The 26,896-nt window shown below is 36.6% G+C and carries 30 protein-coding genes and 1 tRNA gene; 17 read left to right on the top strand and 14 right to left on the bottom strand.

All coding sequences use genetic code 11. The annotated features are described in order from the left end of the window. Positions 1 to 27: 27 nt before the first annotated feature. From ACTIEV_RS03920 to ACTIEV_RS03885, 8 genes are all read left to right on the top strand, one after another. Complete coding sequence (locus ACTIEV_RS03920) at positions 28 to 1,695, top strand: tetratricopeptide repeat-containing sensor histidine kinase (protein WP_439516139.1); 1,668 nt, start codon at positions 28 to 30, stop codon at positions 1,693 to 1,695. Beyond that, positions 1,692 to 2,357, top strand: a complete 666-nt coding sequence (locus ACTIEV_RS03915) for a response regulator (protein WP_439516138.1) — start codon at positions 1,692 to 1,694, stop codon at positions 2,355 to 2,357. Before ACTIEV_RS03920 ends, ACTIEV_RS03915 begins: the two co-directional genes overlap by 4 nt. Positions 2,358 to 2,606: 249 nt before the next feature. Then, positions 2,607 to 3,377: a type I restriction enzyme HsdR N-terminal domain-containing protein gene (locus ACTIEV_RS03910; protein WP_439516137.1), complete on the top strand. Its 771-nt coding sequence runs from the start codon at positions 2,607 to 2,609 to the stop codon at positions 3,375 to 3,377. Positions 3,378 to 3,448: 71 nt separating this feature from the next. Beyond that, complete coding sequence (locus tag ACTIEV_RS03905; protein WP_439516136.1) at positions 3,449 to 3,847, top strand: HNH endonuclease; 399 nt, start codon at positions 3,449 to 3,451, stop codon at positions 3,845 to 3,847. Positions 3,848 to 3,856: 9 nt separating this feature from the next. Then, on the top strand, positions 3,857 to 4,402 hold the full coding sequence (locus ACTIEV_RS03900) for a hypothetical protein (protein ID WP_439516135.1): 546 nt from the start codon (positions 3,857 to 3,859) through the stop codon (positions 4,400 to 4,402). An 11-nt stretch (positions 4,403 to 4,413) separates the two neighbouring features. Then, positions 4,414 to 5,403 carry a DUF4407 domain-containing protein gene (locus ACTIEV_RS03895; protein WP_439516134.1) on the top strand — a complete coding sequence of 330 codons (990 nt, stop codon included), beginning with the start codon at positions 4,414 to 4,416 and terminating at the stop codon, positions 5,401 to 5,403. A gap of 313 nt (positions 5,404 to 5,716) precedes the next feature. Further along, positions 5,717 to 5,896 (top strand): ion channel, encoded by a 180-nt coding sequence (locus ACTIEV_RS03890; RefSeq protein WP_416383686.1) that lies wholly within the window; start codon positions 5,717 to 5,719, stop codon positions 5,894 to 5,896. A gap of 332 nt (positions 5,897 to 6,228) precedes the next feature. Continuing rightward, positions 6,229 to 6,435 carry a hypothetical protein gene (locus tag ACTIEV_RS03885; protein ID WP_439516133.1) on the top strand — a complete coding sequence of 69 codons (207 nt, stop codon included), beginning with the start codon at positions 6,229 to 6,231 and terminating at the stop codon, positions 6,433 to 6,435. 307 nt (positions 6,436 to 6,742) lie between these two features. Here the strand turns inward: ACTIEV_RS03885 and ACTIEV_RS03880 are convergent, their stop codons facing one another. Continuing rightward, a complete protein-coding gene (locus tag ACTIEV_RS03880) occupies positions 6,743 to 7,504 on the bottom strand; it encodes a hypothetical protein (protein WP_439516132.1) in 762 nt (253 codons plus the stop codon). Between the two features lie 979 nt (positions 7,505 to 8,483). Here ACTIEV_RS03880 and ACTIEV_RS03875 point away from each other — a divergent pair. Together ACTIEV_RS03875 and ACTIEV_RS03870 are read left to right on the top strand one after the other, a co-directional pair. Continuing rightward, the gene (locus ACTIEV_RS03875) at positions 8,484 to 8,795 is read left to right on the top strand and encodes a type II toxin-antitoxin system HigB family toxin (protein ID WP_439516131.1); all 312 of its coding nucleotides are present in this window, start codon (positions 8,484 to 8,486) and stop codon (positions 8,793 to 8,795) included. Positions 8,796 to 8,797: 2 nt separating this feature from the next. After that, positions 8,798 to 9,154, top strand: a complete 357-nt coding sequence (locus ACTIEV_RS03870) for a helix-turn-helix domain-containing protein (RefSeq protein WP_439516130.1) — start codon at positions 8,798 to 8,800, stop codon at positions 9,152 to 9,154. Between the two features lie 225 nt (positions 9,155 to 9,379). On the opposite strand, the gene ACTIEV_RS03865 is transcribed toward ACTIEV_RS03870, so the two are convergent. The 4 genes from ACTIEV_RS03865 to ACTIEV_RS03850 all read right to left on the bottom strand — a co-directional run bounded on the left by ACTIEV_RS03865 (position 9,380) and on the right by ACTIEV_RS03850 (position 10,984). Further along, complete coding sequence (locus ACTIEV_RS03865) at positions 9,380 to 9,514, bottom strand: HepT-like ribonuclease domain-containing protein (protein WP_439516143.1); 135 nt, start codon at positions 9,512 to 9,514, stop codon at positions 9,380 to 9,382. Positions 9,515 to 9,567: 53 nt separating this feature from the next. Then, a complete protein-coding gene (locus ACTIEV_RS03860) occupies positions 9,568 to 9,708 on the bottom strand; it encodes a hypothetical protein (protein WP_439516129.1) in 141 nt (46 codons plus the stop codon). Next, positions 9,695 to 10,075 (bottom strand): nucleotidyltransferase family protein, encoded by a 381-nt coding sequence (locus ACTIEV_RS03855; RefSeq protein WP_439516128.1) that lies wholly within the window; start codon positions 10,073 to 10,075, stop codon positions 9,695 to 9,697. The genes ACTIEV_RS03860 and ACTIEV_RS03855 overlap by 14 nt, the downstream gene beginning before the upstream one ends. A gap of 216 nt (positions 10,076 to 10,291) precedes the next feature. After that, positions 10,292 to 10,984: a caspase family protein gene (locus ACTIEV_RS03850; protein WP_439516127.1), complete on the bottom strand. Its 693-nt coding sequence runs from the start codon at positions 10,982 to 10,984 to the stop codon at positions 10,292 to 10,294. A 75-nt stretch (positions 10,985 to 11,059) separates the two neighbouring features. On the opposite strand from ACTIEV_RS03850, the gene ACTIEV_RS03845 reads away from it, so the two are divergent. The 5 genes from ACTIEV_RS03845 to ACTIEV_RS03825 all read left to right on the top strand — a co-directional run bounded on the left by ACTIEV_RS03845 (position 11,060) and on the right by ACTIEV_RS03825 (position 15,262). Beyond that, a complete protein-coding gene (locus tag ACTIEV_RS03845) occupies positions 11,060 to 12,136 on the top strand; it encodes a WYL domain-containing protein (RefSeq protein WP_439516126.1) in 1,077 nt (358 codons plus the stop codon). Next, positions 12,133 to 12,996, top strand: a complete 864-nt coding sequence (locus ACTIEV_RS03840; RefSeq protein ID WP_439516125.1) for an EamA family transporter — start codon at positions 12,133 to 12,135, stop codon at positions 12,994 to 12,996. The genes ACTIEV_RS03845 and ACTIEV_RS03840 overlap by 4 nt, the downstream gene beginning before the upstream one ends. Before the next feature lie 61 nt (positions 12,997 to 13,057). Next, positions 13,058 to 13,627, top strand: a complete 570-nt coding sequence (locus ACTIEV_RS03835; RefSeq protein ID WP_439516124.1) for a hypothetical protein — start codon at positions 13,058 to 13,060, stop codon at positions 13,625 to 13,627. A 104-nt stretch (positions 13,628 to 13,731) separates the two neighbouring features. After that, positions 13,732 to 14,934, top strand: a complete 1,203-nt coding sequence (locus ACTIEV_RS03830; protein ID WP_439516123.1) for a tetratricopeptide repeat protein — start codon at positions 13,732 to 13,734, stop codon at positions 14,932 to 14,934. 73 nt (positions 14,935 to 15,007) lie between these two features. Beyond that, positions 15,008 to 15,262: a hypothetical protein gene (locus ACTIEV_RS03825; RefSeq protein WP_439516122.1), complete on the top strand. Its 255-nt coding sequence runs from the start codon at positions 15,008 to 15,010 to the stop codon at positions 15,260 to 15,262. 200 nt (positions 15,263 to 15,462) lie between these two features. Here the strand turns inward: ACTIEV_RS03825 and ACTIEV_RS03820 are convergent, their stop codons facing one another. Beyond that, the gene (locus ACTIEV_RS03820; protein ID WP_439516121.1) at positions 15,463 to 16,251 is read right to left on the bottom strand and encodes a RusA family crossover junction endodeoxyribonuclease; all 789 of its coding nucleotides are present in this window, start codon (positions 16,249 to 16,251) and stop codon (positions 15,463 to 15,465) included. Positions 16,252 to 17,053: 802 nt separating this feature from the next. Between ACTIEV_RS03820 and ACTIEV_RS03815 the strand changes: the two genes are divergently transcribed. Together ACTIEV_RS03815 and ACTIEV_RS03810 are read left to right on the top strand one after the other, a co-directional pair. Then, entirely contained in the window at positions 17,054 to 17,434 is a 381-nt protein-coding gene (locus ACTIEV_RS03815; protein ID WP_322196486.1) for a hypothetical protein, read from the top strand. 38 nt (positions 17,435 to 17,472) lie between these two features. Then, positions 17,473 to 19,026, top strand: coding sequence for a recombinase family protein (locus ACTIEV_RS03810; RefSeq protein ID WP_322196485.1), 1,554 nt, complete (start codon positions 17,473 to 17,475; stop codon positions 19,024 to 19,026). Here ACTIEV_RS03810 and ACTIEV_RS03805 read toward each other — a convergent pair. The 8 genes from ACTIEV_RS03805 to ACTIEV_RS03770 form a co-directional block, all read right to left on the bottom strand. Further along, a tRNA-Asn gene (locus ACTIEV_RS03805) sits at positions 18,992 to 19,065 on the bottom strand. The genes ACTIEV_RS03810 and ACTIEV_RS03805 overlap by 35 nt on opposite strands. Positions 19,066 to 19,234: 169 nt before the next feature. Continuing rightward, on the bottom strand, positions 19,235 to 19,570 hold the full coding sequence (locus tag ACTIEV_RS03800) for a Rieske (2Fe-2S) protein (RefSeq protein ID WP_322196484.1): 336 nt from the start codon (positions 19,568 to 19,570) through the stop codon (positions 19,235 to 19,237). Beyond that, entirely contained in the window at positions 19,571 to 20,779 is a 1,209-nt protein-coding gene (gene hflX / locus ACTIEV_RS03795) for a GTPase HflX (RefSeq protein WP_322196483.1), read from the bottom strand. Positions 20,780 to 20,862: 83 nt separating this feature from the next. Further along, the gene (locus ACTIEV_RS03790) at positions 20,863 to 21,603 is read right to left on the bottom strand and encodes an outer membrane beta-barrel protein (RefSeq protein ID WP_322196482.1); all 741 of its coding nucleotides are present in this window, start codon (positions 21,601 to 21,603) and stop codon (positions 20,863 to 20,865) included. A gap of 137 nt (positions 21,604 to 21,740) precedes the next feature. Beyond that, positions 21,741 to 22,400, bottom strand: coding sequence for a response regulator (locus ACTIEV_RS03785; RefSeq protein ID WP_250687061.1), 660 nt, complete (start codon positions 22,398 to 22,400; stop codon positions 21,741 to 21,743). 84 nt (positions 22,401 to 22,484) lie between these two features. After that, positions 22,485 to 24,647, bottom strand: a complete 2,163-nt coding sequence (gene recQ, locus ACTIEV_RS03780) for a DNA helicase RecQ (RefSeq protein WP_439516120.1) — start codon at positions 24,645 to 24,647, stop codon at positions 22,485 to 22,487. Between the two features lie 383 nt (positions 24,648 to 25,030). After that, positions 25,031 to 25,801 carry a 3-keto-disaccharide hydrolase gene (locus tag ACTIEV_RS03775; RefSeq protein ID WP_439516119.1) on the bottom strand — a complete coding sequence of 257 codons (771 nt, stop codon included), beginning with the start codon at positions 25,799 to 25,801 and terminating at the stop codon, positions 25,031 to 25,033. Between the two features lie 72 nt (positions 25,802 to 25,873). After that, complete coding sequence (locus ACTIEV_RS03770) at positions 25,874 to 26,803, bottom strand: ABC transporter six-transmembrane domain-containing protein (protein WP_439516118.1); 930 nt, start codon at positions 26,801 to 26,803, stop codon at positions 25,874 to 25,876. Between the last annotated feature and the right edge of the window lie 93 nt (positions 26,804 to 26,896).

Here is a 26,896-nt window from a genome sequence, read left to right as displayed (position 1 = left end):
TTTTATATATTTAAGAAAACTAAATTCTTGAAAGTATCAAAAGGCCAATTGTTTGTCTTAATCATCTTACTTCTTTGGGGTTGCGGCATCAAGAAAGATAATACTCCCGGGAAGTATACAGACTATGACAGAGGCAATTGGTATCATCACCTGGGTAAATTGGATTCTGCTTTCCTGATGTATAACAGGTATGTTGATAATGCCGATGATACACTTAAAAAAGGAACCGCATACAGGTTCATGGGTGATATGCAATGGGAGGCAGGCGATCTTCATGGCGCCGAAGAAAGTGCAACAGGTGCTATACGAACACTTGATACACTAAATACCGAACATCACAGTGAACTATGCTTTACCTATCGCTTACTAGGTAATATCAATGTTGATCTTCAGCATTATGATGAAGCCATCAATATGTATAAAAGGGCGATGCGTTTTTCAACAGAGGATAATTTTCCACTTGAGTTAATGAATGATAAGGCCGTTGCACTTCAGAAAAAAGGAGCATACAATAAAGCCATTGCTATTTATGATTCCGTCCTACAACTAAACATCAGCAATCCATCTCTTTTTGCAAGAATATTGGATAACAGTGCCACCACAAAGTGGCGGTTGAACTCCAGCCATCCGGTATTACCCGAATTCTGGCAGGCACTACGCATACGAACCGATAGCCAATATCATCGTGGCTTAAATGCCAGCTATGCCCATCTGTCTGATTATTATGAAAAAATAAAACCCGATTCTGCTTTATGGTATGCCAACAAAATGTTGCAGCAGGCATACATCATCCAAAGCCCTGCTGACAGGCTGGAAGCGATTGATAAGCTCATCAAACTTGATAATGCAGTGGCTTCAAAGAAATGGTATAACCAATTTAAAAAACTAAATGACAGCCTGCAGCTTGCCAGAGATACAACCAGGAATCGCTTTGCACTCATTAGATATGATTCCCAAAAAAGCAAAGCAGACAATCTTGCATTAAAATCAAAAGTCACCACACAACGTCTATGGTTTTATGGATTGGTGGGGCTAGCAGCGATTGTAATTATTCTGCTATGGAGCTGGTATAATAAACGCAAACGCCGCATCAAACAAGCAGCAGAACTATCCATAAGAGATTCGAAATTAAAAACCTCTCAAAAAGTACATGATGTAGTGGCCAACGGACTTTACGGAATCATGAACGAACTGGAACACAGTGAGGAAATTAAACGGGATCCCTTACTGACAAGAATTGAATTGCTGTATGAAAAATCAAGGGATATATCGAAAGAAGAAATGAGTTTCACAGATGACACAGATTACAATAAACAGATCCATAGTCTGCTGAATGAATTTACCAATGAGCAAACCAGGGTATTTGTAGTGGGCAACCAACCTGTATTCTGGAACAAAGTTACCGGTGTTCAAAAAGATCAGCTTTTATTGATTCTTCGCGAGATCATGACCAATATGAAAAAACACAGTGGCGCAACCAACGTGGTCGTAAAATGTAAAGAAGACAACAACAGCGGCACTATCAGCTATAGCGATGATGGAAAAGGGTTTCCTGCAGACATTCAATACGGCAATGGATTGAACAATACGGTTAACCGTATTCAAGCATTGAACGGGGAGATTATTTTTGGAAAAAGCGATAAGGGGGGTGCATCGATTGCCATTCGCTTTCCGCTTCAAGCCAGTAAAGTATGATTGATAAAGTTATTATTGCCGAAGACCATGAGTTTGCGAATCTATCGGTGCAGAAGACGATGGAAGACCTGAAAGTAAAGCAGTATGATTATGCATTTTACTGCGATGATGCTTTTGCCAAAATTCAACTCGCTCAAAAAAAGGGAGAACCTTATGACCTGCTGATCACCGATCTCTCTTTTGAGGATGATGGAACTCCTCAGCAGATCCATGATGGAATTGAACTCATACGGGCTGTTCGTGCGATTCAACCTAGTATTCTCGTTCTGATATTATCGGGACAGCATCGTCCTGTCGATATACACAACCTATTTGAACATAATGAAGTAGACGCCTATGTACGCAAAGCAAGACATGATGTGCAGGAATTAAAGTCGGCGATGCATGCACTTTCAAAAGGACAACGATACTATCCCGGATCATTGGCACAACAGATTAAGCGATCAAATACCTACGAGTTCACAGATTTCGATATTACGATTATCCGTTTGCTGAATGAGGGGTACCAGCAAAATGAAATACCTGCTTATCTTAAAGAACACAACATTAAGCCTTCCAGCTTAAGCAGCATTGAAAAACGCCTCAACCAAATCAGAGAAGAGTTGGGTTTTTTAAACAACCAACAGTTGATGGTGTTTTGTAGCAATGCGGGTTTGTTATAAATGCGATAGGTGTTAGGTATTAGGAGTTAGGCGTTAGGAAGAGATATTACTGTTATTGTACGATGGCGCTCCTAACTCCTAATCCCTCACACCTAATTGGCATTATAGCGAAAGAGCTATTTGCATCACTGGTATTTATTTTCAAAAAACATTTTATTCTTCCCCCTGGTTACGGTTTGCCGTAATAAAAATAGAAATCTGCCTATTAGTTTTGGATAGAGCCTGTCCTTATCAACCAAAACGAATCTTATGCTCACTGCCCTAAAGCAACAAAAGCTACTCAATTCATTGAAAGCCTACCGTAAAGATTTTTTAGATGGCAACATCAAAGAGCTGGATGAATCAGGTACCCGTATTATGATCAACCGTTTTCTTTCAGATGTATTGGGCTATAAGCAATTGGAAGAAATTAAAACAGAATACATGATTAAGGGCACGTATGCTGATTATGTGATACAGGTAAATAAAACCAGACATTTCCTGGTAGAAGTAAAAGCACTTTCCTTTCAGCTATCCGAAAAACATTTAAGGCAAACCGTCAACTATGGCGCCAATGAAGGCATTGAATACGCCCTGCTCACCAACGGAAAGAATTTCGAATTCTATAAGATCATTTTTGAACAACCCATCTCATCCCGTCTAATATTTTCTATAGACTTGAGTGATGTTAGCAATTTAAAAAATGCAGCCAATCATTTGCAGCACCTGCACAAAGAAAGTGTGGTGAAAAATTCCTTTAAACCCCTCTGGAATAAATGCGAAGCCACTGACCCTTACAATATTGCTGGTATCATTTGTTCTGACGATGTTTTAAAATGTATTAAGAAACTGATTAAAACCCGGTACAATGAAAAGTGTGAGGATGAGATTATACTGGCTGCGGTGCATAAGATTATTGCGGATAAGATGGATGTGGGGTTGATAAAGCCGTTTAAAACTGCGAAGGTGAGAGTGAAGAAGGAGAAGAAGATCGTAGAGGAAGAGATAAAAATAGAATCATCGGTTATAGCCGAACAGTAAAATCAGCATAATACACAGAGCTTCTTTAAGAAAATATCCTAACAGCTATAAATAAAAGACAAAATTATACAATGGCCAGATTTCACTTTCAAAATGAACGATATAATGTACCGCAACAGACTAGATATTCCAGATATATAAAACAAGGAATAGCCAATGAAAAAAATGTTTCAGCTACTCACCCTCAAAATAAAGAATTTCCTGAAACACATGGTTCATACGGTGCACTTATACTGCACCCTAATTGGAAAGCTAAAAGGAAAGAGATCATAGAGCGCGACCTGTTTAAATGTGTGATATGTGGCAGTGACGAAGACCTTCAAGTTCATCACCGCCAATATCATTTTATAAAAGCAATTCAAAAATTTAAAGTGCCATGGGATTATCCCGGCCATTTATTGATCACACTTTGTTCCACCTGTCACGGTCGCGGTCATTCAAAATTCAAAGTTCCTTCAATTACTCTTTAAATCTTTTTTATGTCTTGGATATCTAAAATATTTGAAAAAAAAAGTGTAGATAACATCCCAGTTGACCCTGAAATTCCTGAAGATGTTTTTATAGAAAAAGCTCATGTAAATAATTATGCTGAGCCAAATAAAGAAAGTGAAATAGCTCAGCACAATATACACATGGTGTATTCTTTTTTATCGAAGGACTACCACCAAACGGGTTATGAGGATGCATTGGTGAATCCAGATACTTCTTACCGGACTGAAAAAGTGCGTGAAATACAGGGCGATCTGGAAATAGTAATCTGGAAGGCAAGAACCTTTTATGAAGATGCTATCCGTGAACTTGATTTTTTAATAACAAGCAGGGGTCGGCTTGGTATGGTAGACGTGGTAGATGAACTGAAGATGAGAAAAGAAAAAGCGGATGATCATTACAATAAAATACTAGAGCTTCAAAAAGAAGCGATTGAACAGGGAGACTCACACAGGCTCATCATCAGTTATAAGCGTGGGTTTCAGAATGGGATGGCCGCCATTGCAATACATGAAAGCAACAAGAAAAATTTTTAAATATGTTTAGCATGCGAGAAGGCTGGATAAAAATCGGCTGCTTCCTTACGGGGTATAATTATGGAATCCTAAAAAACTGTAGCGAAGTATCCAAAAAATCGGTAAAAAAATATACCGCTGCCATGATCATCATGTGCCTGCTATGGGGTATAATTGGGTATTCTTTTGCAAACCGATACTTGCATTCAAGCAGCGGTATCAGTATGGCTTGTTCGTTGGTTTTTATCATCATCATCATCCAGATTGAGCGACAGATCATTATGCAAACGCATAGAAATAATTATTTGCAGATATTTCGTGGAATTATTGCGTTTACAATGGCCGTCATTGGTTCAATCATTATCGACCAGATTATTTTTAAAGACGATATTGAACTCGAGAAGGAGCAGTTTATAAATAATAAGGTTGAACTCATTTATCCTTCCAGGGCTAGTATCAGGCAAAAACAAATCGACCAGTTGAAGGCTTTACATCTAGAAAAAGATAGCCAGCGAACAGTATTAAACTTACAAATACAAAAAAATCCAGTAATCAATACTACCACTACACAAAGTACCCCGGTTCCGGAAACTTTTAGTGAAACAGATCCGATTACTGGAAAAACAACAACAAGAACCCGTTATGTGACTAAACCAACAACAGCAAGGTCACAAATACCCAACCCCAATATCGCTTTAATTGCTCCATTAGATTCTCAAATAAATTCACTTCAAAGAATGATTCTGTCACAGGGAGATTCTCTATCAAATCTCAGGGGGTCAATTGAAAGAACCTTAAAGGAAAAGACTGGATTTTTAGATGAATTAAACATCATGTTTAGCCTACTTGGTAAATCTCCAATTGCACTCTTTGTTTACGTGATCTGGTTTTCCCTTTTGTTCGGCCTTGAACTTTTTATCCTCATGAACAAACGACATGAAAAGGCTACAGACTATGATGCAATGATTACCCACCAAATGGATATGCATGTTAAAAAGCTGAACCTTTTATCGGGCAGATAAATTTCTGTTATAAAAGATAAGTTGAAAAGAAATTTTGAGATTTATTGTACAAATACAATATCCTCTTCTCGTATTGAGCATCACCCTGCTCAGCTGCAGCAATGGTAACAGTGTGTACCTCTGCAACAGCCCGCTATCAAAAGTGTATCATAAAACAAGCCATTGTCAGGGGTTGCGAAAATGCAGTACTGATATTGAAACTACTGATATAGCCACAGCTAAAGCAAGACAACGGCGAGAATGCGGATATTGTTACCACTAATAACCACACCCAAAACTAAAACAATTTGAAACTTTTCCAACTTGGTAGATATTGGTATGTGATTATGTTACCATTATCACCGTGGGTGATAGCGACAAATTTCCTGTTACCACCGAAGGCAGAATGATTGCTGCCTTATTGATGACAGTGGGGGTGGGATTGTTTGGAACGTTTACGGCGTATTTGGCGAGTTGGTTTGTGGGGGAGGGGGAGAGGAAAACTGAAAAATAGAAATGGAGAGCTGTGACTCATGTTTTATTATAGTAGATCAGTCCCAAGAGGAAAAAAGACAGCTGACCGCATGGAACGAACGGTTGAACTATGTACTCGGCAACTCAGTATACAACCCCACAATACTGCTAAAAGGTAAATGGCTGCTAGATCCCCATTTTAAGACCCAGTACACTATCAACATTATATGCGAAGATGATTGGATCATTATTAAAAAAATAGAATCGCAAAGGTTTGATAAAAAGTAACAGATAAGTTTAAAAGTATTAACGGTTTCCCGTAAAATTTAGCGTCCTGCAGGTTATACTTTTAGGCTACTAAATTTTTTTAGTATGAAAAACTATTACGTCAATAACCTTCCACAAAGAAATGGCGATCATGAAGTGCATCATGAACATTGCAGCTTTCTTCCTTCATTGCAAAACAGAACTTATTTAGGCACTTTCTCTAATTGTAGGGATGCAGTTAAAGAAGCGAAAAAACATTACAAGCAAGTGAATGGGTGTTATTACTGTTCAAAAGAATGCCATACCCAATAAGTCAGCAATACATTTTATCTACTATATCGATCTTAAATAGCCACTAAGATTTTGTTTAGAATAACACTAAATCGTAGAGTTGTTGATAAGTGGGCTAAAAACGTGGGGGTATTTAGACCCTAACAACTTTTGATTTATTCGTTTTTCTTTCAAAAGAAACCTCGATTATTTGTCGGGGTTCTTTTTTGTTTTTGTTGGTCGGGCAACAGCAAAATAAAATAAAAATGACCCTATGCCTTGGTACCGGACATAAGGTCATTAAAAAATCCAGGTTTGAGCCCTCATCGCTCTAGACTGCTATATATGTTTACACATTCGTATCTACTCTGTGTAAAATACAAGCATTGTGTGATCCATTTTTAATGGAATACATTTTACCATTGATCTCTTGTACAAATTCGATGGTTACTGCTAACATAACCGGGTGTTCACTGTTTTCAGATAAGGATACACTGATGTTGAGCGGATCAACAACCCCACTCAAAGCATATGCTATGTATTCCGATTCCGCAGATACAGACTCTTTTACACCTGTTTCAAAGTTGATAGCTGCAGCAGCCATTAAGAAACGGAAATGCGTTGCACCATCCGGTTTCTTCAATTTCTTCTCCATCTGAAAACTATCTACTTCAAGTGTACAAACACCCGTAACACGGTCAAAAGAACTGCGAATACCTCCATCAAAAGTTTGTTCAAAAGAAGCAGCTTTGTTGAAGTCGAAACCTTCGAGAATTTGTAATTCACCATCCAGTACATTCCGAAATCCACGATCGCTTACTTGATCGAGTTTAACAGCTTTGAGCATGACGGTGTTTAAGCGATTGTTCATACGGCTGTCTTTTGAACCACTGATGGCATCACTCAATGCCATACGAAGCAGTTTTGATGCGCTAACTGCGCGTGCAAATTCTGCCATATTTTCTCGGGTTCTTTGAAATGCCGGACTGGTTGCTACGGTTTCTTTAGAAACCCCTTTTACTTTTTGTACACTGTAACCGTTGGCGGTACGGTAAAAGGTCAGGTTTTCAATTCTGCCTTCCAGTGGTAATATGCCTACTTGTTTTGCCATTTTGTTTGTTTTTAATGTTTTGAAAATTGTTTGTCTGTTAAATGGTTCTGCTGCAGTCATTATATTTAACAGTTGCATGCATGACAAAACAAACCTAGTATTGAACAATCATGGTTAGGGCTGGTAGGGCTGGTATCAGCCCTGTTAACCTATTGATTATCAGATAGTAGCTTTCGATAATTTCTGAATCTACAATACCTTAATTTGATATCACACTTACTTGTTTTCTGCAGCAAACAAGTAAGTAGAGTCCTGCTTGCGATCACAAACCTAGATACTGAAGCCATATGAAAAGGGTGGCAGGGGTGGTGCCACCCCTTGCAAGTGTTTGATAATGAAAAGATTGGCGAAAAGTATTTTTTTTCTGCTAGTTTTTTATTCCTGAAATCGCTTTACAGAGGGTACGGAATTAAAATGTGGATAAGGCGAACTAAAGGTGAACCCCTAGTGAACCCTTACTGAACCCTTGGTGAATCCCCCTGTGCCCCTTCGTCGCCAACCTAATCTGCGATCACGAGGTTACTCAGGGGTGACAATCAACTGCCTAAGAAAATGACGGTCAACTTTTGGAAAGTTCCGGAACTTTCCAAAAGTTACACAGAGGCAAGCTACGCTTTATGTAGTCATCCCGCATAGCATTCCTTTATTGTTCTACTTTACTTCTATTTCCCTTACTGCTATATCTTAGCTTCCCCTTACCTATACCTTAGGATACCCTTACAAGTCCTTAGGTATTCGTACACAGAATCTCGTAGGGATGCTCCAACCCCTCCATAGGCGGGAACTATAAAAAAAGTCCCCCACATTGCTGTAAGGCCTTCGCTCCCAAAGCCGGACTTGAATGCAGACGATGCTGTCTGCATCACAGCCCTGCAGCGGACCCAGATCATTGAGGAGCTAAAGATTATTTATAAACTTGGTGTTTTGTTAAGGGTACTGAAAAGTTTTCCAATAGTAAACTTTTTATTATCTTTGTATCGTGTTCAATATCATCACCAGAAAAACCTTACTGGATTACTGCAGAAAATATCCGGCTGCCGCAACAGCTTTGCAGGAGTGGTATCATGAACTGGTGAATGCTGATTTTAAAAACTTTAATGAGTTAAAAAAAGTCTATGGAAATGCGAGTCTGGTTGCGGATGACAGGGTTGTCTTTAATATTATGGGAAATAAATACAGATTGGTGGTAAGAATGGTGTTTGATTATAAAGCCATTCAGATAAAATGGTTTGGTACACATGCTGAATACGATAAGATAGATGTTACAACCATTCCTTTTAAAAAGAAATAAGTATGGAACTTAAAATCATAAAAACAAAAAAGCAATACCAGGAATACCTCGATTGGGTTGATAAACAATTTGATCGCCGCATTAAGCCCAAAAGTGCTGAGGGTGAGAAAGTTCAGGTAGCCCTTTTGCTGATCAAACAGTATGAAGATGTTCATTATCCTGTTCCTGTGCCCGATCCTATAGAAGTCATTAAATTAAAGATGCAGGATTTGGGTTTGAAAAATAAAGATTTAGTTGGGAAATTTGGCAGCAAGGGATATGTATCGGCATTACTGAACAAGCGTAAACCACTCACACTGGAACTGGCAAAGTTGTTTCACAGGGAGTTGAGTATTCCTGCGGAAGTATTGTTGGCATAACAGCATAAGGTTTAAGAATCGTTTAAATAGATAAAAAGAAGCCTAGTAAATCAAATTTTACAAGGCTTCTTTTTTCCACTTTTATATAGTCGCCAAAAAAACCTCCCCATAACTGCGGAGGGCTATGCTCCAAAGTTGGACTTGAATGCAGACGATACTATCTGCATCCCGACCGTAGCGTCGGGACCAGCGACCGACTATTTATATGCGTATGAAAAAACTTACTTAAACCAACTGCCTAAGAAAATGGTCTAAATCCGGTATTTTATTTTCAATAATATCCCAAACAATATCGTAATCAATTCCAAAATAATCATGAATTAATTTATCACGGGTACCCGCCATCTTCTTCCACTCGATATAGGGATGACGGGCCTTAAATTCTTCGTCAATCTTTTTAGAAGCCTCGCCAATTATTTAATACTTCTAACTACTGCACGACATAAAACTTCATCATGAATTACTTCATCCTTTGTTTTACCCTCAACATGCTGCAGTATAAAACTGGTTTCTATCAATACATGACGAACCAATTCGAGATTAGAGGCTGACATTTTCTACCTCTTTTAAAATGTAAGGACCGATAAATTTACTGAGTGACTGAGGAGTTACAAGCTCTACTTTCCTACCAAATAGTTCTTCCAGGAAGAAGGACAAGTCCATGAAATTGTCAAATGTTTTTTTGCCGGGTACAAAATCTACCAGCAAATCAACATCACTTAATTCTGTTGAGGTTCCTTTCGAGAATGAACCAAAAATACCCAAACGATTTACTCCATAGGATTTTATCACTTCCCTATTTGTAGAGATAGCAGATAGGAGTTCTTGCTTACTATGTAGTTTCACCCGGCTCATTCTGATGATGAATTTACGTTTTTTACCGTATGTGTTGGTCAGGCGACCAACAAAAAAGCCCTCCACATTACTGCGGAGGGCTTCGCTCCCCTTACTATTCCAATATTAAACCCTTTATATGGCGGAATTAAGAAAATCTTTGAATTTAGCCAGTATTTAGCGTTTTATGGGCTTAAATAATCCAATATTCAATAATGGTTTTCAAGGGCAACCCTTTAGCCCCCACAGATTTAATTACATAACCTTACTTAAACCCTAATAACCTTACTTAATTACATTCCATTAACACATATAAAAAGGGTAGTTACAGCTATTGTTTGATACCATTGTGATGGTTTGAGTACCTCCGGTTTTCTTCATTGCTAAAGAAATAAGCTTGAAAAAGGCAATAATAGATAAGGGTCTGTCTATTTTTAAACATTTTAGCTGTTCCAGAATTTTAATGAAAAAGCAAGTAAAATAGGAAGCAGAGGAAGTTGCAAAAGCAGATTTGCCCTTTAAAGCAGTATAGAATATAATAGTCCCTTCGAGGGTACTTATGAGGCTGTTATAGTTGTATATTATTTCAGTTTTGTGATCGAGATTTGGTGATTCTTTAATAATATAATTCTTTGCCAATTTTTGATAAGAATACTCGTGTCTACAGCAATCAAAAATAATCACCTCCCGTTTAACCTTGTACGTCAGGTTTGAGGTACCTATAAGGCAGTTGTTTATAAGAATATATTGATTATCATTTATTATGCATCCATGACCAGAGAAATAGCTGAATCTGAAATCTTCTCCTGTGTTTGAATATAATGAAAATAATTCCTGAGCAGTCGGGTTTAGAATAGAAATTATTTCAGACTCCTTCCAACTACCGCCGTTTTTCGACATAAGAAATTTCTTCATTTGGGTAATATCATTTATATAGGGTACACAATCTTCGTTTGCCCGCTTTGTACTTGCTATTAAAAGTGCTCTTTTTTTCATTTTGGCATTAGTATAATATTTAAATATTATATTGTTAAGAAGCTTAATAATTAACTTTAAGCAGTAACTAACTATATGGCAAGTAGAATTGAACGGCTGATTCGTATTTATAATAGACTCAGGAGAGGTCCTGTAACCATAGAGATTATCAAAAAATGGTGTTTTGACGTTAATATTCAGATAAGCGAACGACAACTATATAGAGATTTAGATGATATAGGAAGTTATTTACGGTTTGATAAAGAAAAATTGATTGTTCTTGAAAATGAAAAGAACAGAAAGGTTTGGAAAATTGAATTTGAGGATAAAGAAGAATCTTTGACTACATGGGATATTAACTCATTCTATCTTCTAAAACATTTTGCTCCAAGAAGTATATCGATAACTCGTGAAGTATCTTTAAATAAGCTTGAAAAAATATTGTATCCACAGGTAAGTAAAAGTAAGTTTGAAAAATTGAGTGTAGCGAATACATTATTATTCAATTCTACTAATTTCTTTGAATATGCTCATGATATGTTTGAGCACAAGTTACTTGAAGACATAATATGGGCGATTCAAAATCAAAAAAAGCTAATCATAGATAAAAATACCCACGAATCTACTTGCTTACAAAGAAACTATAATTTCCCCGCTTTACTTTGTCCGCTATCAATAGTCAATCATCGTGGTGCTATTTATATTTCTTTTTATGAGGAAAAATCGCGTGATTATTTTTTTCTAGCCATGTATCAACTTATTAATGTAGAACTAACCAACCTAACATTCAATAGAAGAAAATTAGAAAGAGGGTTTATAGAATATCAATCTAGCATTTTCGGTGTAACTGGTAATATTGATAAAAAAATCTATAACATATTAATCGAAACTACACATGATATAGGCGAGTCATTCGCAAAATATAAATGCCATGCAAGTCAAGAAGTTGTATTTTCAAAAAATGGCAAAACGTATTTGAAATTCAACTGCGGGATTAATCGAGAATTGGTTAGTTTTGTTGCCATGTGGTTTGATCATATGAAAGTTTTAAAACCGCTAAAACTCAAGAAAATTTTAATCCAAAAATTGAAAGATACAGATGCCCTATATCTTAGTACTAGAAATTTAGCAGATAATAATGAGGCTTTTATTTCGAAACCCAAAAAGAAATGAATGCTATAATTATTGCTTTTATTTTAGTTTTTAGCATGGCATTAAATATAAAAATACTTGCCAGATTAAGCAATGGAATTGATATTTCAATCTTGAATGCCATTGAAATTATAGCGGGGTTTTTGTTAACAATATTTATAGTTTTGGCATTGGGTCAGTTTAAGATATTTAAAAGTATTACCGCTGAGGATTGTTTCTACTTTGTATTGTCTGGTTTTTTTTCATATGGACTTGCAGGATTCTTTTCTATTACACATATCAGATTGTCCGGGGATGAAAAGAATGCGTTGCTTTCTCCTTTAGTAACGATATTGGTAGTTGTTGCAGGCTACTTTGCGTTATCCGAAAGAGTTAACTCTATGCAACTAATTGGCATTTCAATAGTATCAGTTAGTGTACTTTTCTATCAGCTAAAGGCGAATGCCGTAAGGATAACTCTCAGCAAGCCAAAAGAAATTATAATATTAGCTACGTTATGCTTTGTAATAGTATTCGGAATTATTCTTACAAGAATTCAAATTAATTATACGAAACTTGGTTTTTTTGAAATTCTTTTTTTACGCTATAGTGGTGCATTGCCAGTTGCTTTCTTAATGAAAAGAAATGTAAGATATAACATTGATAATAGCAGTTGGATAATGATCTTCACATCTGTATTTATTAGCGTAGTGATTGTGAGTACCGCATGGGTTTATTGTAATCGTGAGCTAAGTAACATTACGTTTCAGGGAATATTTGCGACATTACCTTTTGCTATTGTTAGCTTGAATTATGTAATAGAAAAAAGATACCCTTCCTCTAAATTCCTAATTTGCTCATTTATTTCTTTACTAGGAATATTAATTCTATTCATGTCTTGATTGACAGAATTTGACAGAACAACATATTTAATTAGCGTTTAAATAATCAAATACTTGCGCTATGATCCAGGACTGTCTTAAAAAAATATTTCTATCCGTCTTTACAGTTTTGCAATTTTCATTTCTTGCAGCTCAGGAAATAACTAAAGAGGGTGCAGGGACCTTAAAATTGGGCATGAGTTTTCAACAATTCAAAGTAATTTATCCTAAGAGTTCGATTAAACGGGAATCTGGTGAAGAAGGGATTATTAGACTAATTGCAAGTATACAAAATGCAAAAGGACAAATAACTGCAAAGGTTTACTTTGACGATAGTAATAAAATTGATGGTATTACTTTTTTAGGCGACAATTATAGGATAAAAGGCGTGCCGATAGGCGGATCTTTTGGGGAATTAAAGAATAAAGGGCATATTACCAGCATCTTCTATACCATTGATGGAGATGAAGCTGGAGTGAGTGTCATGCTAGATAAATCATATTATCCTCACATTTCTATTCGTGAAACTAAATCACTTAAACTCCAATTATCGAAATTGATCGGTCTTGCAAATAACTCAGGTGAAATTCCTATTAATAAGATGCCATTAAATGCGAAAATTGAAAGTGTTTGGATTGCAACTCCTAATTAATGGAAATGAAATTTGTATTAATAATAACTTGTCAGATGAAAATTCGTCAGTAATAACTACATAAATTCTCACTGGAGTTTGATTTAAAATTGACGAAAGAACTGATGAAATGGGTACAAATTAAGAGTGGTCGGTTAGTTCCTAATGGTATACCCCTTAACACTTTTATTGAATATACAATCGTTAACCAAATTCACTATTATAACCAATACTTTTTTGGTATGATTAAAAAAATATTACTTATTTCAATAAGCTTCTATTTTATATCCTGCAACCGATTAGATTTTTCAAATCCTAAAGATGTGGTTAGCAATTATAGAAAATTATCTCACGAAAATAAAAGTGAAGCTTTATATACTGATTTTTTGGCGAATAAATCAAAGGAATTTGTTACAAAAGACGAATTCGCAAAATTGCGTAATATATCTGATAGTGTACTTAGGTCGACTAAATATATAGAATCAAAAATTACTGAATATCCTACATCATCTGCTAATGCATCTTTTCGAAGGTTTAAAGTTGAAGAAACTAGTATCACCAAAGAAGACACTGCCTATTTAACCTACTACTATACATTGACAAATGAAAATGGAAAATGGAAAATACTATGGACTGGTTCTCTAAAAGCGCTTGCAGAAGAGAAATTTGATAAAGGGAACTACACAGAAGCTCGCAAACTATTAGACAAAATAATCACGATAAATCCTTTTGAGGGTAGTACATATTCACTACTAGCTTGGTGTTCATATCGAGATATTTCATTACCTCTTTCCGAGAGATTGAATGATATAGTAAAGAATGCCAAATATGCAATCTCTTTAGAAATGGACAATGCTTTCCATTATCTTTCTTTGACTAATTATTATTTGTTAACGGGCAATTCTGATTTAACAATTGAAACATTAGAGCGAGGGCTGAAGTATTGTCAAAACAAAGAGGACAGAACCCCTTTTTATCAAAATTTAGCTGGTATTTATTTGGAAGAGGGCAAGTATGAGAAAGCGGAGAGTTACATAAAAATGGCGGTTGAGATAGATGGAGAAAATTCCGAAGGGTGGTTAAGGTATGGAGCCATTATGTTAAAGCAAGATAAAATAGCCGAGGCAACTGAATATTTTACTAGAGCGATTAATGGAGTAAAAATGGAAACTGCAAGCGCAGGTCAGCTATTTTATTATTATTCCTATTGTTGTTTAAAGCAGTACAAATGTGCAGAAGCAAAAGAGTATATAAACAAGGCGCTTGATATTGAACCAAATAATGCAAACTATCAATCGCTTTATAAGGCGATAAGTGAGTGTAAATAAATATATATCATTTCAAATTATATATTAGTCCATCTAAATATTAATACCGTAAAAATTCAAAATAAAAATAAATATGAACTCCTCAGAAAATGTAGATGATGTACGTCAACAAACTGACCCATTCGCTATCGCAACATTAGCCTGTGCTTTAGGCTCATTTGTTTTTCTACCTATCATTTTTGTACCAATTGGGTGGCTTTCGGCAATCATCTCTTACTATCGACTGAAAGAAAATAAAAATCTCAAAGGAAAGGGAATTCGTTTAGCTGGCTCAATACTTTTAATCCCTTCAATGATTTATTTATTTTATACTCTTGGAATGTTGTAGAAATCTAAAAATTATTAATTGCGTCTTAGAAAGTGTATTGCCAATAAGTTTGCTTTCTATATACAATTAATGTGTCTTCTATAAGAACGCCATTATTTAATTATTCCCAATTATGAATACCAGAGACTTGCATATTCTAAATATCTATACCCTATCGAGTTAGGGCCACTTTTCAAATGAAGTCTTTAGTTTTATATAATTCAATACCTAACAAATCGAGTAGATTTTCCGGTTTTGAATTTATGAGCATATTCTTTGCTCCAAGTTTTATGTTTACTTGAAAATAAAAACTCCTGAAATTTTGGTCGTTCATCTGGTCCCAACTCTTTGATTGCGATTAAATTTGCAATGAATCCATTTGTGTAATCCTTTGTTGCTACTAATGCTTCTATCTGAGCATCATTTTCAAATACTACAGTTTGTAAACTATCAAGTATTGATTTAGCAAGATTATCCAAATCAATTGAATTTAGACGACTTTGCTTATCTGAAACAGAAAATTGAATTTGCAAACGACCTTTGAATGGCCATAAAGGATTTGGATTAGTAAGTAGTTTCGATCTTATACTTTCAACATAATCTCCTTTATTCTTTTTTTCTCTTTTTTCATAAATTTCAACTCGATTACATTGATCACAAGTGAAGGGTATAAACTTATCCTGCGATGTAAGAACTGTATTCCCAAAGAAAATCATTAATTCATCAAAGTATGGGTTTGCAATAAAATCCGTTGGTAATACTTTCTGAAGCTCAGTAGCTATATTATCCTGTACCTGTTTTGGTAAATCAGTAATCTTAATTGGCGTAAGCACTTCATTATATAAGCGAAACATTTTCACTTCATACTGATCCGAATCATCTGGGTCATCACTGTACTTAATTGTAAGAACTTCTGATTTATCAACCGCCTCTACCACATAGTGAAGTTCAATTATAAACCTTTCATCATTGTAATCAAATTCAAATAGATATGGCTGTATTATACTCATGACATAATTGATCTTTTAGCAGGTTTACGCTTCCGCATTTAAAAATTTTAATACTTTTTTAATACAGACAAATTACATAAAATTATCTATATTTTTCTCCCTAAGATAGTTGCTAACACTACTATATTATACAAATGAATATTCGATAATTTCTTATCTAATTTTAAATACAAAGAAAATAATTCATATAATTTATTCGCTTGAAATATCGATTTAAATGACTGACGTTTGCGGTATAAATATATCCGATGACCAAACATTCTAAAAAAATAGGCAAAGCAAGGTTCAACAAATTATCAGCATCACAACCCTCTACTCTGATTGGAATATGTGACTCTGTAAGTTCCAGAATAATATCTCATACTGGGAATATAGAGGAGTATGTACTTATATGTATTGAAGAGAAAGTCCTTTTCTTTTTACAGTATATAAAACGAAAATCCAAATGGTATAGTTCAGCATAGTCGTTTCAGATTTCTTATTAATTGTAGCATTGAAAAATAACTGCTTTTATATGACTATCCATCTTTAAAGAAGTTATTAAGTACGCTTCAATAATAATAGCCAACAAAAGTCTTATCAGTCAGCCAAGCTGATTATTATAAAACAGCTTTCCGATAATTTTTAAACAGAAGGAAGGCGAAAGGAAATCTTATGCCCATAACTGAACATACCCTAAAGGAAGAGCTACAAAAAAAGGGAGCTCGAATATCTCTTAATGAAGCCAAATACTTGCTGGACCTTTTAAAGGAGTTTGCAAAAATTCAACTAAACAGTATTGCCAATAATTAAAATAAGTAACATGAAAAATTACAAACTTGGGTTGCCATCTAAAAAAGCCGTTGTACTCACAAGCATCTATAACTGCGAGGGAAATGAGCACAAAAAAAATATTGATGCTCAAAAACTAGCTGCATTATCATTCTGCCGCAAGAACAATATAATGCCGATACGGTTCTTTCATGAAAACCATTTGTGTTTGAATATGGAACGCCCAATTTTAAAAAGCCTCAAACGATTTTTATACAACAACAATCATGATATTTCCATTTTGATTTTTCCTGGATTTAAAATTTTTGATGATGACGACGAGGTAATCCTCTTTGTTATGGAGCTTTCCTATTTAAACATCCAACTACTACCCTTAGAGAATAAAAATATTCAGAATCGTATTGCAGATTGAACTAATATTATTAATTTATAGTATATAAAATATTTTTTATGAAAAAAGCACTCCTGTATACAAGAGTATCAACTGATGAACAAGCTAAAACTGGATTTAGCTTGGAAAATCAAATAAGAAGCTTACGAAAATATTGTAAGGACAACGATATTTTAGCTGTTAAACACTACGAAGAAGACTTTTCTGGAAAAAGCTTTGATCGTCCGAAATGGAAGGAACTTAGAAGATATATTCGAGAGCACAAAAAGACTATCGATTTAATCCTTTTTACTAGATGGGACCGTTTAAGTCGGAATATGAGTGATTCTATGAATCTTATTTATGAGATGAAAGAACTAGGAATCGAACTAAGAGCAATTGAACAAGAAGGATACAATTCTGAAAATCCAGAATCAATATATGGATTTGCTATTACTTTAGCTAGTGCTCAAGTTGAAAGGGAAAAAATTAGTATACGAACAAAAGCTTCATATTATACTGCCAAAATTCAGGGTAGGTATTTGGGCAAAATACCCTTGGGTTATAAATATGAAAAAGATGAAGCAAAAAAATCAATTCTAATAATAGATAAACCTACTGCTGCTTTTATACGAGACACTTTTGAGTTATATGCACAGGGTAATCATTCCATACTTGAAGTGATGCGAATTATGATGCAAAAGCATAATCGTAAGCCAATGGCTAAGCAGACATTTATTAATTTATTGAAGAATAGAATTTATGTGGGTGATATTGTTATCAAGCCTTACAAAGGAGAACCTGAACAAATTGTAAATGGCACTCATGAATCAATAGTTTCAAGAGAAACTTTCGAAAAAGTACAATGGAACCTGAACGCAAGAAAACGACAAAAGAATATTAGAAAACCAAATGATGAAAGATTGATTTTGAGGCGGTTTCTACTTTGTCCAGAATGCGGAAAGAGTATGACAGGATGTGCAACTAAAAAAAGGAAACATCCATATTATCAATGTCAAAAAGGACATTATAGGTTTAATGCCCATAAAGTAAATGATAGATTTATTGAGATTATATCAGCAGATTTCGGAAAAAATATGCACTTATTGCCGATGTATAAAAGTCTTTTAGAGGAAACGTATTATCAAAATAAAGCCCAAATAACTGCTGAAATTGAATCTTTAGATAAAAGCATAAAAAAATGCATTGAAAACAAAGAAGAAAAGTTCAACGATTATGTTAATGGTAGGATTTCACCTGAAGCTTATAATGAATGTTTTAACAGACTAGAATCAAAAGAAAGAGATTGGGTTACTGAACGTACAGAACTCGAAATGGGGCTCAAATATGACTTCAAACGATATGTTGAGCATTCGATACCCATTATTGAGAATATCCCCTATTACTTTAAAAATGGTGATACTGATACGAGAATTCGGCTTCTAAACACGATTTTGGATGGGAAAATGGTATTCAAAGATGGAGATTATCAAACCCTTAACTATAACCCCGCTATTAGCCTAATGCTCAATATTGACAAGGGTTTTGAAGAAAAAGAAAAGGGACAGATAACAAAATCTGTCCCTTTTTCAAGTAAGGCTCCCAAAGCTGGACTTGAACCAGCGACCCTCTGATTAACAGTCAGATGCTCTAACCAACTGAGCTATTTGGGAATGTGCCTGATATTCTTTTTTGACCCGTTGATTAATCCGCCTCAGGCGGAATGCTCTAACCCTCCTAAGGCGGGCAAGCAACTGAGCTATTTGGGAATACCGTTTCCCTTTCGGGGTGGCAAAAATAGGGAAAAATGCAATCTGGCAAAATCTATATCCAAAAATTTGGTCAAAAAGCTACGTATAAGCCATCTTCACGCTGTTCCAAAGGGTAGGTTTTGAGATAATAGCCTTCTCCACTGGTATTTCTCCCGTTTTTGATATTGAAGCGGTAACGATGGAGCGGACAAACCACCTGCCCCATAGCATCTATCAATCCATCGGCCATCACCCCACTGGCATGCGGACATTTATGCGCAAAAGCAAAATATTGCGCTTCAAAACGGGCCAGGGTTATTTTTTTACCGGCTACTTCCAGTAAACACATATGGTTCAACTGCCACTCGAGCGATTCAGGTGCAGCACTTACTAAATGCCATTGCGGTGTGGAGCTAAAAAAAGACATTTAGAAGTGTACAGTTTTATACGGATAACGAATCTGGTACATATCTCGAACCCTGCTCAAAATCAACTCACGTAAAGCATCAATATTTTTTCTTTCCAATGCGGAGATGAATACACAATTATGATCAGTGGCACGCTCCCATTTTTCACGTAACTCCAATAATATCTCTTGCTTTACTTCATCTTCCAACCACTCATCGAAATTCTTCTCTTCATAGAGATCCATTTTATTGAAGATGGTGAGTATGGGTTTATCAAAAGCTTTCAGTTCCTGTAAAGTTTTATTCACCACCCCAATCTGATCTTCATATTGCGGATGCGATGCATCTACTACATGTAATAAAATATCTGCTTCTCTTACTTCATCCAACGTGCTTTTAAAGCTCTCCACCAAATGGTGCGGTAGCTTACGTATGAATCCTACCGTATCACTCAATAAAAAAGGCGTGTTTTCAAAAACGATCTTTCGTGTAGTTGTATCAAGGGTTGCAAAGAGTTTGTTTTCTGCAAACACATCACTCTTGCTCAACACATTCATCAAGGTACTCTTCCCCACATTCGTATATCCCACTAATGATACACGAATCAACTCCCCTCTCTCTTTGCGTTGTGTAAACGACTGTTTATCGATCTCCGCCAATCTTTTTCGCAGCAATGAGATCTTATCTTTTACAATACGTCTGTCTGTTTCAATTTCCGTTTCACCCGGACCTCTGGTACCAATACCACCCCCTTGTCTTTCCAAGTGTTTCCACATCCCTTTCAATCTTGGTAGCAAGTATTGATACTGTGCCAATTCTACCTGCACCTTAGCTTGAGCCGTTCTTGCCCTGCGCGCAAAAATGTCGAGAATCAAGTCACTTCGATCGATGGTTTTTACACCCAATTCTTTTTCAATATTGGTAATTTGTGAGCCTGTTAATTCATCATCAAAAATCACCAAATCAATTTTTTTTCCACTGACATAGGTTTTGATCTCTTCCAATTTTCCTTTCCCTACAAAGGTTCTGCTATCAGGATGTGGTAATTTCTGTGTGAACTTGCGAACGGTTTGTGCACCTGCTGTTTCGGCTAAAAAAGCCAACTCATCCAGGTATTCATATACCTGCTCCTGGGTTTGTTCCTTCTGAATCAATCCTACTAAAACCGCAGTTTCTTCTCCCTTAATTTTATGTTGCTTCTCAATCAAAGTCTGTTCCTCTTTTTGCAAAGGTAACCTTTGCTTTTTGCTTAAAAATAAAAACCCCGCTTAGACCTAGGTTTCAGCGGGGTTGGAATAATATATGTTTCTGATTATAATCCGCTAATGGTAATACCAATAGAGAATTTTCTCATCGATGGACCCACGCCATCTTTCAATACCGTGTTCAGCTGGTAACCCGCATCCAACGACAAACTACCATATCCAATTCTCGCCGTGGCTGCCAGCATGGTTCCATTGATGAAACGTTTGCTGCTTTGTTTTTCAACATAAGAAGTACCATAAATGCTTTGTCCGTTTTTGTTCACATAGTTCTTACCTTTTGTGTAAGACTTCAGTAAGGTACCTAGCTTTAACCCCACAGCCGCTTTCCATGATTTACCCGGATTTTCCGGATTGGAATAGTAACGCAGTTCCAAAGGAATTTCAAAATAGATGGTGGTCAATTTACTTTTACTAAAATGATCTGCACTATCAACATTGGTAAATGGCAATCTTGCTGCAGGAGATTTAATATCTACACGTGTGTTATTGAAAAAGATATTACTGGTTCCCAAACCCGCACCTAAACCCAGACTCATTTTCTTGTTGGTCTTGAAGGGTTTATCGATCATAAAATAGATATTGAAATGTCGGCTAAAACCATTTCCGGTACGAACACTATCCGGACGGTTTGTCCATGAATCACCTCCATACTGAATCATGAAATGATCGGCAGGGCGACCACTAAGGTCTATTTTACTCCAATCTGTTTTGGTCTTGGTTGTTTTCTTCTGAGCGTTGGCCAGCAGGGTTCCTGAAATAGCCAATAAGAGTACTACTAATTTTTTCATTGTCTCGTTTCGTTGCGCCAATATATGGCAATAGGGCGCAAAAATAACAGAAATGGCTGCACAGAAGTGGTTAAAAATTAGTCAAATCCCGCTTTTATCTCATTTTCTATGCCGATTATGGCAATAAACGCGTAGAATCAAGCTGTTCTTTGTATCAAACCGGCTTTTAGCGCATAGGTAATAACAGATGCCACACTTTTGGCTCCCAGTTTATCCATGATACGCATCCGGTAGCTTTCAATCGTTCTTTTGCCTATTTCTAATCGCTCCGCAATTTCTTTACTGGTCAGTTCCCGGCAGATCAAAACAATGATCTGTTTTTCAATTTCGGTTAATGTCACATGTTGTGGCCCCTTTTTATGATGGTATCTGCCTGCAATAATGCGGGTTAGCTTTTCTGTTATATCCGGAGAGAAATAAGGCTTGTACTCATACACGGCTTTGATAGCCGTAATGAGTTCTTCTTCCCGTATTCCTTTCAATAAAAAACCTTGTGCACCGGCTTCAAGCATATCAATAATTAAATGATCTTCACTAAAAGAACTGAGTGCAATAATTCTGGCGCCGGGATACATTCTACAAAGTTTCTTCGTAGTCTCAATACCATCCATGTACGGCATTTTTACATCGGTAATGATCACTTCCGGAGCATATTGCTTTGCCCTTAGTAGTAACTCTTTTCCATTCGATGCTTCAGCCTTGAGTACAATTTCAGGGTGATAGGATAACATATCTTTTAATCCTTCACGAAAAACGAGATGATCATCGGCTATTATCACTGAGATCTTTCCATTCATAGTATTGAATTTGAAAGCACACGATATTACCGGTGATATACTACTTATTAGTATACCAACTCCCTTGCGAAATACATGCGCTGATTATGCATTGATTTCCGTAGCTGCCATAGTGAATCTGATATCACCATAACTAATTGTCTCGGGCAAATTTTCTTTTAAAAGCCGTAGACTTGCTTTACCATATTTTGCGATTGCCGCCTGGATCAGTTCTTGCTTGTTTGGGGATACAAAATTAGTAATGTCCAGCTTCCCGGAAGAAATATAGTATGATAAATGTGTTTCTATGGTACTGATTGAAAGTGTTCTTTGTATTGCGACCTCCTCAATGCTCATCCCTTTTTGATACAGATCCAGTGAAATCTTTTTAGTATCAGTTTCTCTTTCTCTGGGTAGTTTACTTTTCCGTTCCCGCTTGGGTTGTTTCAGCTCTATTCTGGTATCCAATCCATGTTCGTTGCAATAATCCTGTACCTGCGTTAAAAAAGCTTCGCCATACTTTTCAATTTTATAGACACCAAATCCCGATATCTTACTCAGGTCTTCTGTTGTAAAAGGAAGATAGGTAGCCAGATCAATCAAACTGCTATCACTAAAAATCAAATAAGCAGGTACATTTTCTTCATGTGCTATTGTATTACGCAGCTTTTTCAGTTGCTCAAATAATTCCTTTTCATAAGGCAATTGCTGATAAACAACAGGCTCTTTAGTTGTTGTGATTTGAATAGGTGCATGTAAGAATACTTTTTCACCCTGAAATAAAACCCCTTTACTTTTTTCTGTGAGTTGTAATACGGGATACTGGTTATCGCTCATTTGCAAATAACCACTGGATAAAAGTTCACGGGTATAGTGCATCCATTCGTCTCTGGGTTTGTCTTTACCAATACCATATACCTTCAACTCTTTGTGCTCGGGTCTTATTTTCTCACTCGCACTGCCTCGCAACAAATCAACGATATAGCCCAATCCGAATCTTTCATTCACACGTGCAACTGCACTCATGATTTTCTGCGCCACAATGGTTTGATCAGATAATTCCGGTTTGTGAATACAAGTATCACAGGTACCACAATATTCCGGCGCTTGTTCCCCAAAATAATTGAGTAAGTATTTTCTTCTGCATTGTTTGGTTTCACAGAAAGCCACCATTTTATCGAGCTTATCCAAAAGAATTTTTGTTTGCTCCGGATTGTTATCGATCTGCGCAAAGTTTTTCAACTTCATCACATCACCGGGTCCATAGAATAAAATGGCTTCACTGGGTAAACCATCTCTTCCGGCTCTACCTGTCTCTTGATAATAGCCTTCAATGTTCTTAGGTAGATCTGCATGAATTACATAACGCACATTGCTTTTATTGATCCCCATTCCAAAAGCAATGGTTGCGACCATGATATTGATATCATCTTTTAGAAACAAATCTTGTCGCTGATCGCGTGTTGTTTTATCCAATCCTGCGTGATACGCTTCTGCATTGAATCCATCTGCCTTCAAATCCTCTGCTAATTTTTCAGTTGCATTTCTACTCAAACAATAGATGATACCACTATCCTCTTTATGCTGTTCCAAATAATCTACCAACTCATCATAATAATTACGCTTGGGTTTCACATAATAGGTGATATTGGGTCGATTGAAACTGTTTTCAAAAACACGGTAGTCTTTGAGTTGGAGTTGATCAATGATATCTTTTTTAGTCAAGCCATCCGCAGTCGCAGTCAGCGCAATCACGGGAACAGAAGGAAACTGAATTTTTAATTCATGCAAAATGCGGTATTCCGGTCTGAAATCATGTCCCCACTGACTGATACAATGTGCTTCATCAATAGCAAACAAGGCAGGCGATGCCTGTTCTTTCAAAAATTGAAGCAGATTGATCTCAGATCCCACCAAACGTTCCGGCGCTACATAGAGCAGTTTCAACTCATTGTTACGCAACTGTTGTAAAATGGCTTCCCGTTCAGAAGGATGCTGTGTGCTGTTGAGAAATGCTGCTTTAACACCTGATAACAATAATGCATCTACCTGATCTTTCATGAGCGCGATTAAGGGACTCACTACAATAGTCACGCCTTCCAGACACAATGCAGGTACCTGATAACACAAACTCTTACCACCGCCCGTTGGCATCAATACAACCGCATCTTTCCCGCTCAGCAAATGATCAATGATCGCTTCCTGATTATGCCGGAACGAAGTATAACCAAAAACAGATTGTAAAATACTTGCAGGTTGTGCCATCATGAAAATCTCCATTGATCAGATGCGCAAGATAAGGGCAGAAATGCGAGGATGGCAATAGGTATTTATACGCAATTTTTGCGTAAGAGACAAGAACGAAGAAACAGGTGACAAGAAAGCGACAAGCTGCAAGCTACATGCTGCAAGACTTCATACTATCGGATTTCTTTTTCGCCGGACTGAAGTCCGGCGCTATTTAAAAGAAAACTTGAATATTGTTTCTTAAACCTTCCTTGTTTCGTGTTTCTTTATTCTTGTTTCCTGTTTCTTATTCTCACGGATCTCTTATTCGCCGGACTGAAGTCCGGCGCTATTTAAAAGAAAACTTGAATATTGTTTCTTGAACCTTCCTTGATCCCTGTTTCTTTGTTCTTGTTTCTTGTTTCCTATAGTTCTCTAATCCATATATTTCTATAACTCAACGGATTACCCCCGTCATTACCATGATCTTGTAAGATGATGGGTTCTTTGTCGCCATGCTTTTTATAGCTGGCCGGACCAATCCATTCTGTTCCTCCCTTGATCTCTACATTGTTTTGTACCAATACCCCATTGTGAAATACGGTGATTCTTGCGGGTGTTTGTATTTGTCCATCTGCATAAAACTGCGGCGCTGTAAAAATCACATCATAAGATTGCCACTCTCCGGGTTTTCTGCTGGCATTCACCAGCGGAATATGTTGTTTGTAGATGCTGGCTGCTTGTCCGTTTACGTAGGTGGGGTTATTATAAGAATCCAATACTTGCAATTCGTATTTGCCCATGAAAAAAATACCACTGTTCCCCCGTGATTGTCCGTTTCCTGCAATCACCGCCGGTGCTTTCCATTCTATGTGTAACTGGCAACTACCGAAACCTTGTTTGGTTTCAATATCACCCGACATTTTCACTACGGTCAATGATCCATCTTTTTCAATTTTCCAACCGGGCTGTCCACCACCTTTTTTTTGAAAGCTGTTGAGATCTTTTCCATTAAAAAGTACGATTGCATCTGAAGGTGCATCAGTGTTGGTTTTACCGGGTGTAACCACTGTGGGAACAGGCTCCCATTGTTCTGTTTTTTTAGATTCTTTCACCAGACTGTCTATATTCAGTCTTTGTGCCTGTGTAAGGGTTCCGCACAGAATGGCAGTCATCAGCAGTAGCTGTTTTTTCATATGTTCCTTGCTTTGTAGTTGATAAATGAGGGTATAATTTAAGAAGATTTTATCAGATACCCTGATCTGCTTTTAAGCAGCTGTTTCTGACTGCTTCCATACATGAATAGCCACACCATTTTCCTGATCCGGTTCATCGGGATATTCATCTGCTTGCAAGCGAATTCTTTGTGTAATATCATTCAATGCGGCAATCCTTTGTACAGTATATGGAATGGTATCTAAGCCTGAAACAAACTTTAGTATATAGTTATAAATGCCAATGATATTACCGGCCAATACAGTTGTACCTGCTACCTGATTGGTGATTAAAAGCGACAATGCAATCACCACCATCACCATCAATTCCATCATTCCAAAATTCCATGCTTCCTGATCACTGATCCTTATTTGCCATTTACGAAGATTATTGAAATGTTTTCGAATAGCAATTGAGTCGCCTGAAGAAATGACATTGACTTGTTTTTCTAACTCGTCATTCTTCAGTTGTGTCAAACGTTTCATTTTCTTGCCATAAAAATAACTGATAGTCATTACCGGCAAGAGTATAGCGAGACAAAGCAGTACAACTGAGGATTGATAAAAGAATAGTAAGATCATAGACCCCAGAATATTATAGACTGCTTCAATGATATATACCAGATCGAATTCCAGAAAATCTACAAACTCTCTGGCAAGCGTTGAATGAGCACTTAGTTTAGAAACCTCTTTGGCTTTTATTTTTCGCGAAAGAAAATGAGTCACTAGTGAAGTATAAATAGCAGAATAGGTACGGGTATCATAACGATGTCGAATAGTACCAATTACCAACCATACAAAATGTACCAATGACAATAATATCAATCCTCTGTAGGAATGTTCCATCAAATCATTGATCGCCATTCCCAGAAAAAAAGGACGTAATAAAGCCCCTGTCATTTCCAATGAAAACAACACATAGGTAATGCCTAATCTCATTTTGTGCGCTTGCACCAACTTACCCAAAACATTCATTCTAATCATACACATCAGTTCATTACAATACATTCACAATCGCCTGCATCAGACCATTGAAGCAAAAAAATTGGGTTAGTAGTTGGACAATTGAACCAGCGC

This window comes from Sediminibacterium sp., from assembly GCF_051861365.1.
Classification (GTDB): Bacteria; Bacteroidota; Bacteroidia; order Chitinophagales; family Chitinophagaceae; genus Sediminibacterium.
The sequence above is the reverse complement of the archived record's forward strand: the minus strand, read 5'-3'. Positions and strand labels throughout refer to the sequence as shown.

Excerpts from the sequence above, each read along its gene's own strand:
- ACTIEV_RS03915 (WP_439516138.1), top strand. The coding sequence starts at position 1,692 with ATGATTGATAAAGTTATTATTGCCGAAGACCATGAGTTTGCGAATCTA.
- ACTIEV_RS03910 (WP_439516137.1), top strand. The coding sequence starts at position 2,607 with ATGCTCACTGCCCTAAAGCAACAAAAGCTACTCAATTCATTGAAAGCC.
- ACTIEV_RS03905 (WP_439516136.1), top strand. The coding sequence starts at position 3,449 with ATGGCCAGATTTCACTTTCAAAATGAACGATATAATGTACCGCAACAG.
- ACTIEV_RS03900 (WP_439516135.1), top strand. The coding sequence starts at position 3,857 with ATGTCTTGGATATCTAAAATATTTGAAAAAAAAAGTGTAGATAACATC.
- ACTIEV_RS03895 (WP_439516134.1), top strand. The coding sequence starts at position 4,414 with ATGCGAGAAGGCTGGATAAAAATCGGCTGCTTCCTTACGGGGTATAAT.
- ACTIEV_RS03885 (WP_439516133.1), top strand. The coding sequence starts at position 6,229 with ATGAAAAACTATTACGTCAATAACCTTCCACAAAGAAATGGCGATCAT.
- ACTIEV_RS03880 (WP_439516132.1), bottom strand. The coding sequence starts at position 7,504 with ATGGCAAAACAAGTAGGCATATTACCACTGGAAGGCAGAATTGAAAAC.
- ACTIEV_RS03870 (WP_439516130.1), top strand. The coding sequence starts at position 8,798 with ATGGAACTTAAAATCATAAAAACAAAAAAGCAATACCAGGAATACCTC.
- ACTIEV_RS03860 (WP_439516129.1), bottom strand. The coding sequence starts at position 9,708 with ATGTCAGCCTCTAATCTCGAATTGGTTCGTCATGTATTGATAGAAACC.
- ACTIEV_RS03850 (WP_439516127.1), bottom strand. The coding sequence starts at position 10,984 with ATGAAAAAAAGAGCACTTTTAATAGCAAGTACAAAGCGGGCAAACGAA.
- ACTIEV_RS03845 (WP_439516126.1), top strand. The coding sequence starts at position 11,060 with ATGGCAAGTAGAATTGAACGGCTGATTCGTATTTATAATAGACTCAGG.
- ACTIEV_RS03840 (WP_439516125.1), top strand. The coding sequence starts at position 12,133 with ATGAATGCTATAATTATTGCTTTTATTTTAGTTTTTAGCATGGCATTA.
- ACTIEV_RS03835 (WP_439516124.1), top strand. The coding sequence starts at position 13,058 with ATGATCCAGGACTGTCTTAAAAAAATATTTCTATCCGTCTTTACAGTT.
- ACTIEV_RS03830 (WP_439516123.1), top strand. The coding sequence starts at position 13,732 with ATGAAATGGGTACAAATTAAGAGTGGTCGGTTAGTTCCTAATGGTATA.
- ACTIEV_RS03825 (WP_439516122.1), top strand. The coding sequence starts at position 15,008 with ATGAACTCCTCAGAAAATGTAGATGATGTACGTCAACAAACTGACCCA.
- ACTIEV_RS03820 (WP_439516121.1), bottom strand. The coding sequence starts at position 16,251 with ATGAGTATAATACAGCCATATCTATTTGAATTTGATTACAATGATGAA.
- ACTIEV_RS03815 (WP_322196486.1), top strand. The coding sequence starts at position 17,054 with ATGAAAAATTACAAACTTGGGTTGCCATCTAAAAAAGCCGTTGTACTC.
- ACTIEV_RS03810 (WP_322196485.1), top strand. The coding sequence starts at position 17,473 with ATGAAAAAAGCACTCCTGTATACAAGAGTATCAACTGATGAACAAGCT.
- ACTIEV_RS03800 (WP_322196484.1), bottom strand. The coding sequence starts at position 19,570 with ATGTCTTTTTTTAGCTCCACACCGCAATGGCATTTAGTAAGTGCTGCA.
- ACTIEV_RS03790 (WP_322196482.1), bottom strand. The coding sequence starts at position 21,603 with ATGAAAAAATTAGTAGTACTCTTATTGGCTATTTCAGGAACCCTGCTG.
- ACTIEV_RS03785 (WP_250687061.1), bottom strand. The coding sequence starts at position 22,400 with ATGAATGGAAAGATCTCAGTGATAATAGCCGATGATCATCTCGTTTTT.
- recQ (WP_439516120.1), bottom strand. The coding sequence starts at position 24,647 with ATGATGGCACAACCTGCAAGTATTTTACAATCTGTTTTTGGTTATACT.
- ACTIEV_RS03775 (WP_439516119.1), bottom strand. The coding sequence starts at position 25,801 with ATGAAAAAACAGCTACTGCTGATGACTGCCATTCTGTGCGGAACCCTT.
- ACTIEV_RS03770 (WP_439516118.1), bottom strand. The coding sequence starts at position 26,803 with ATGATTAGAATGAATGTTTTGGGTAAGTTGGTGCAAGCGCACAAAATG.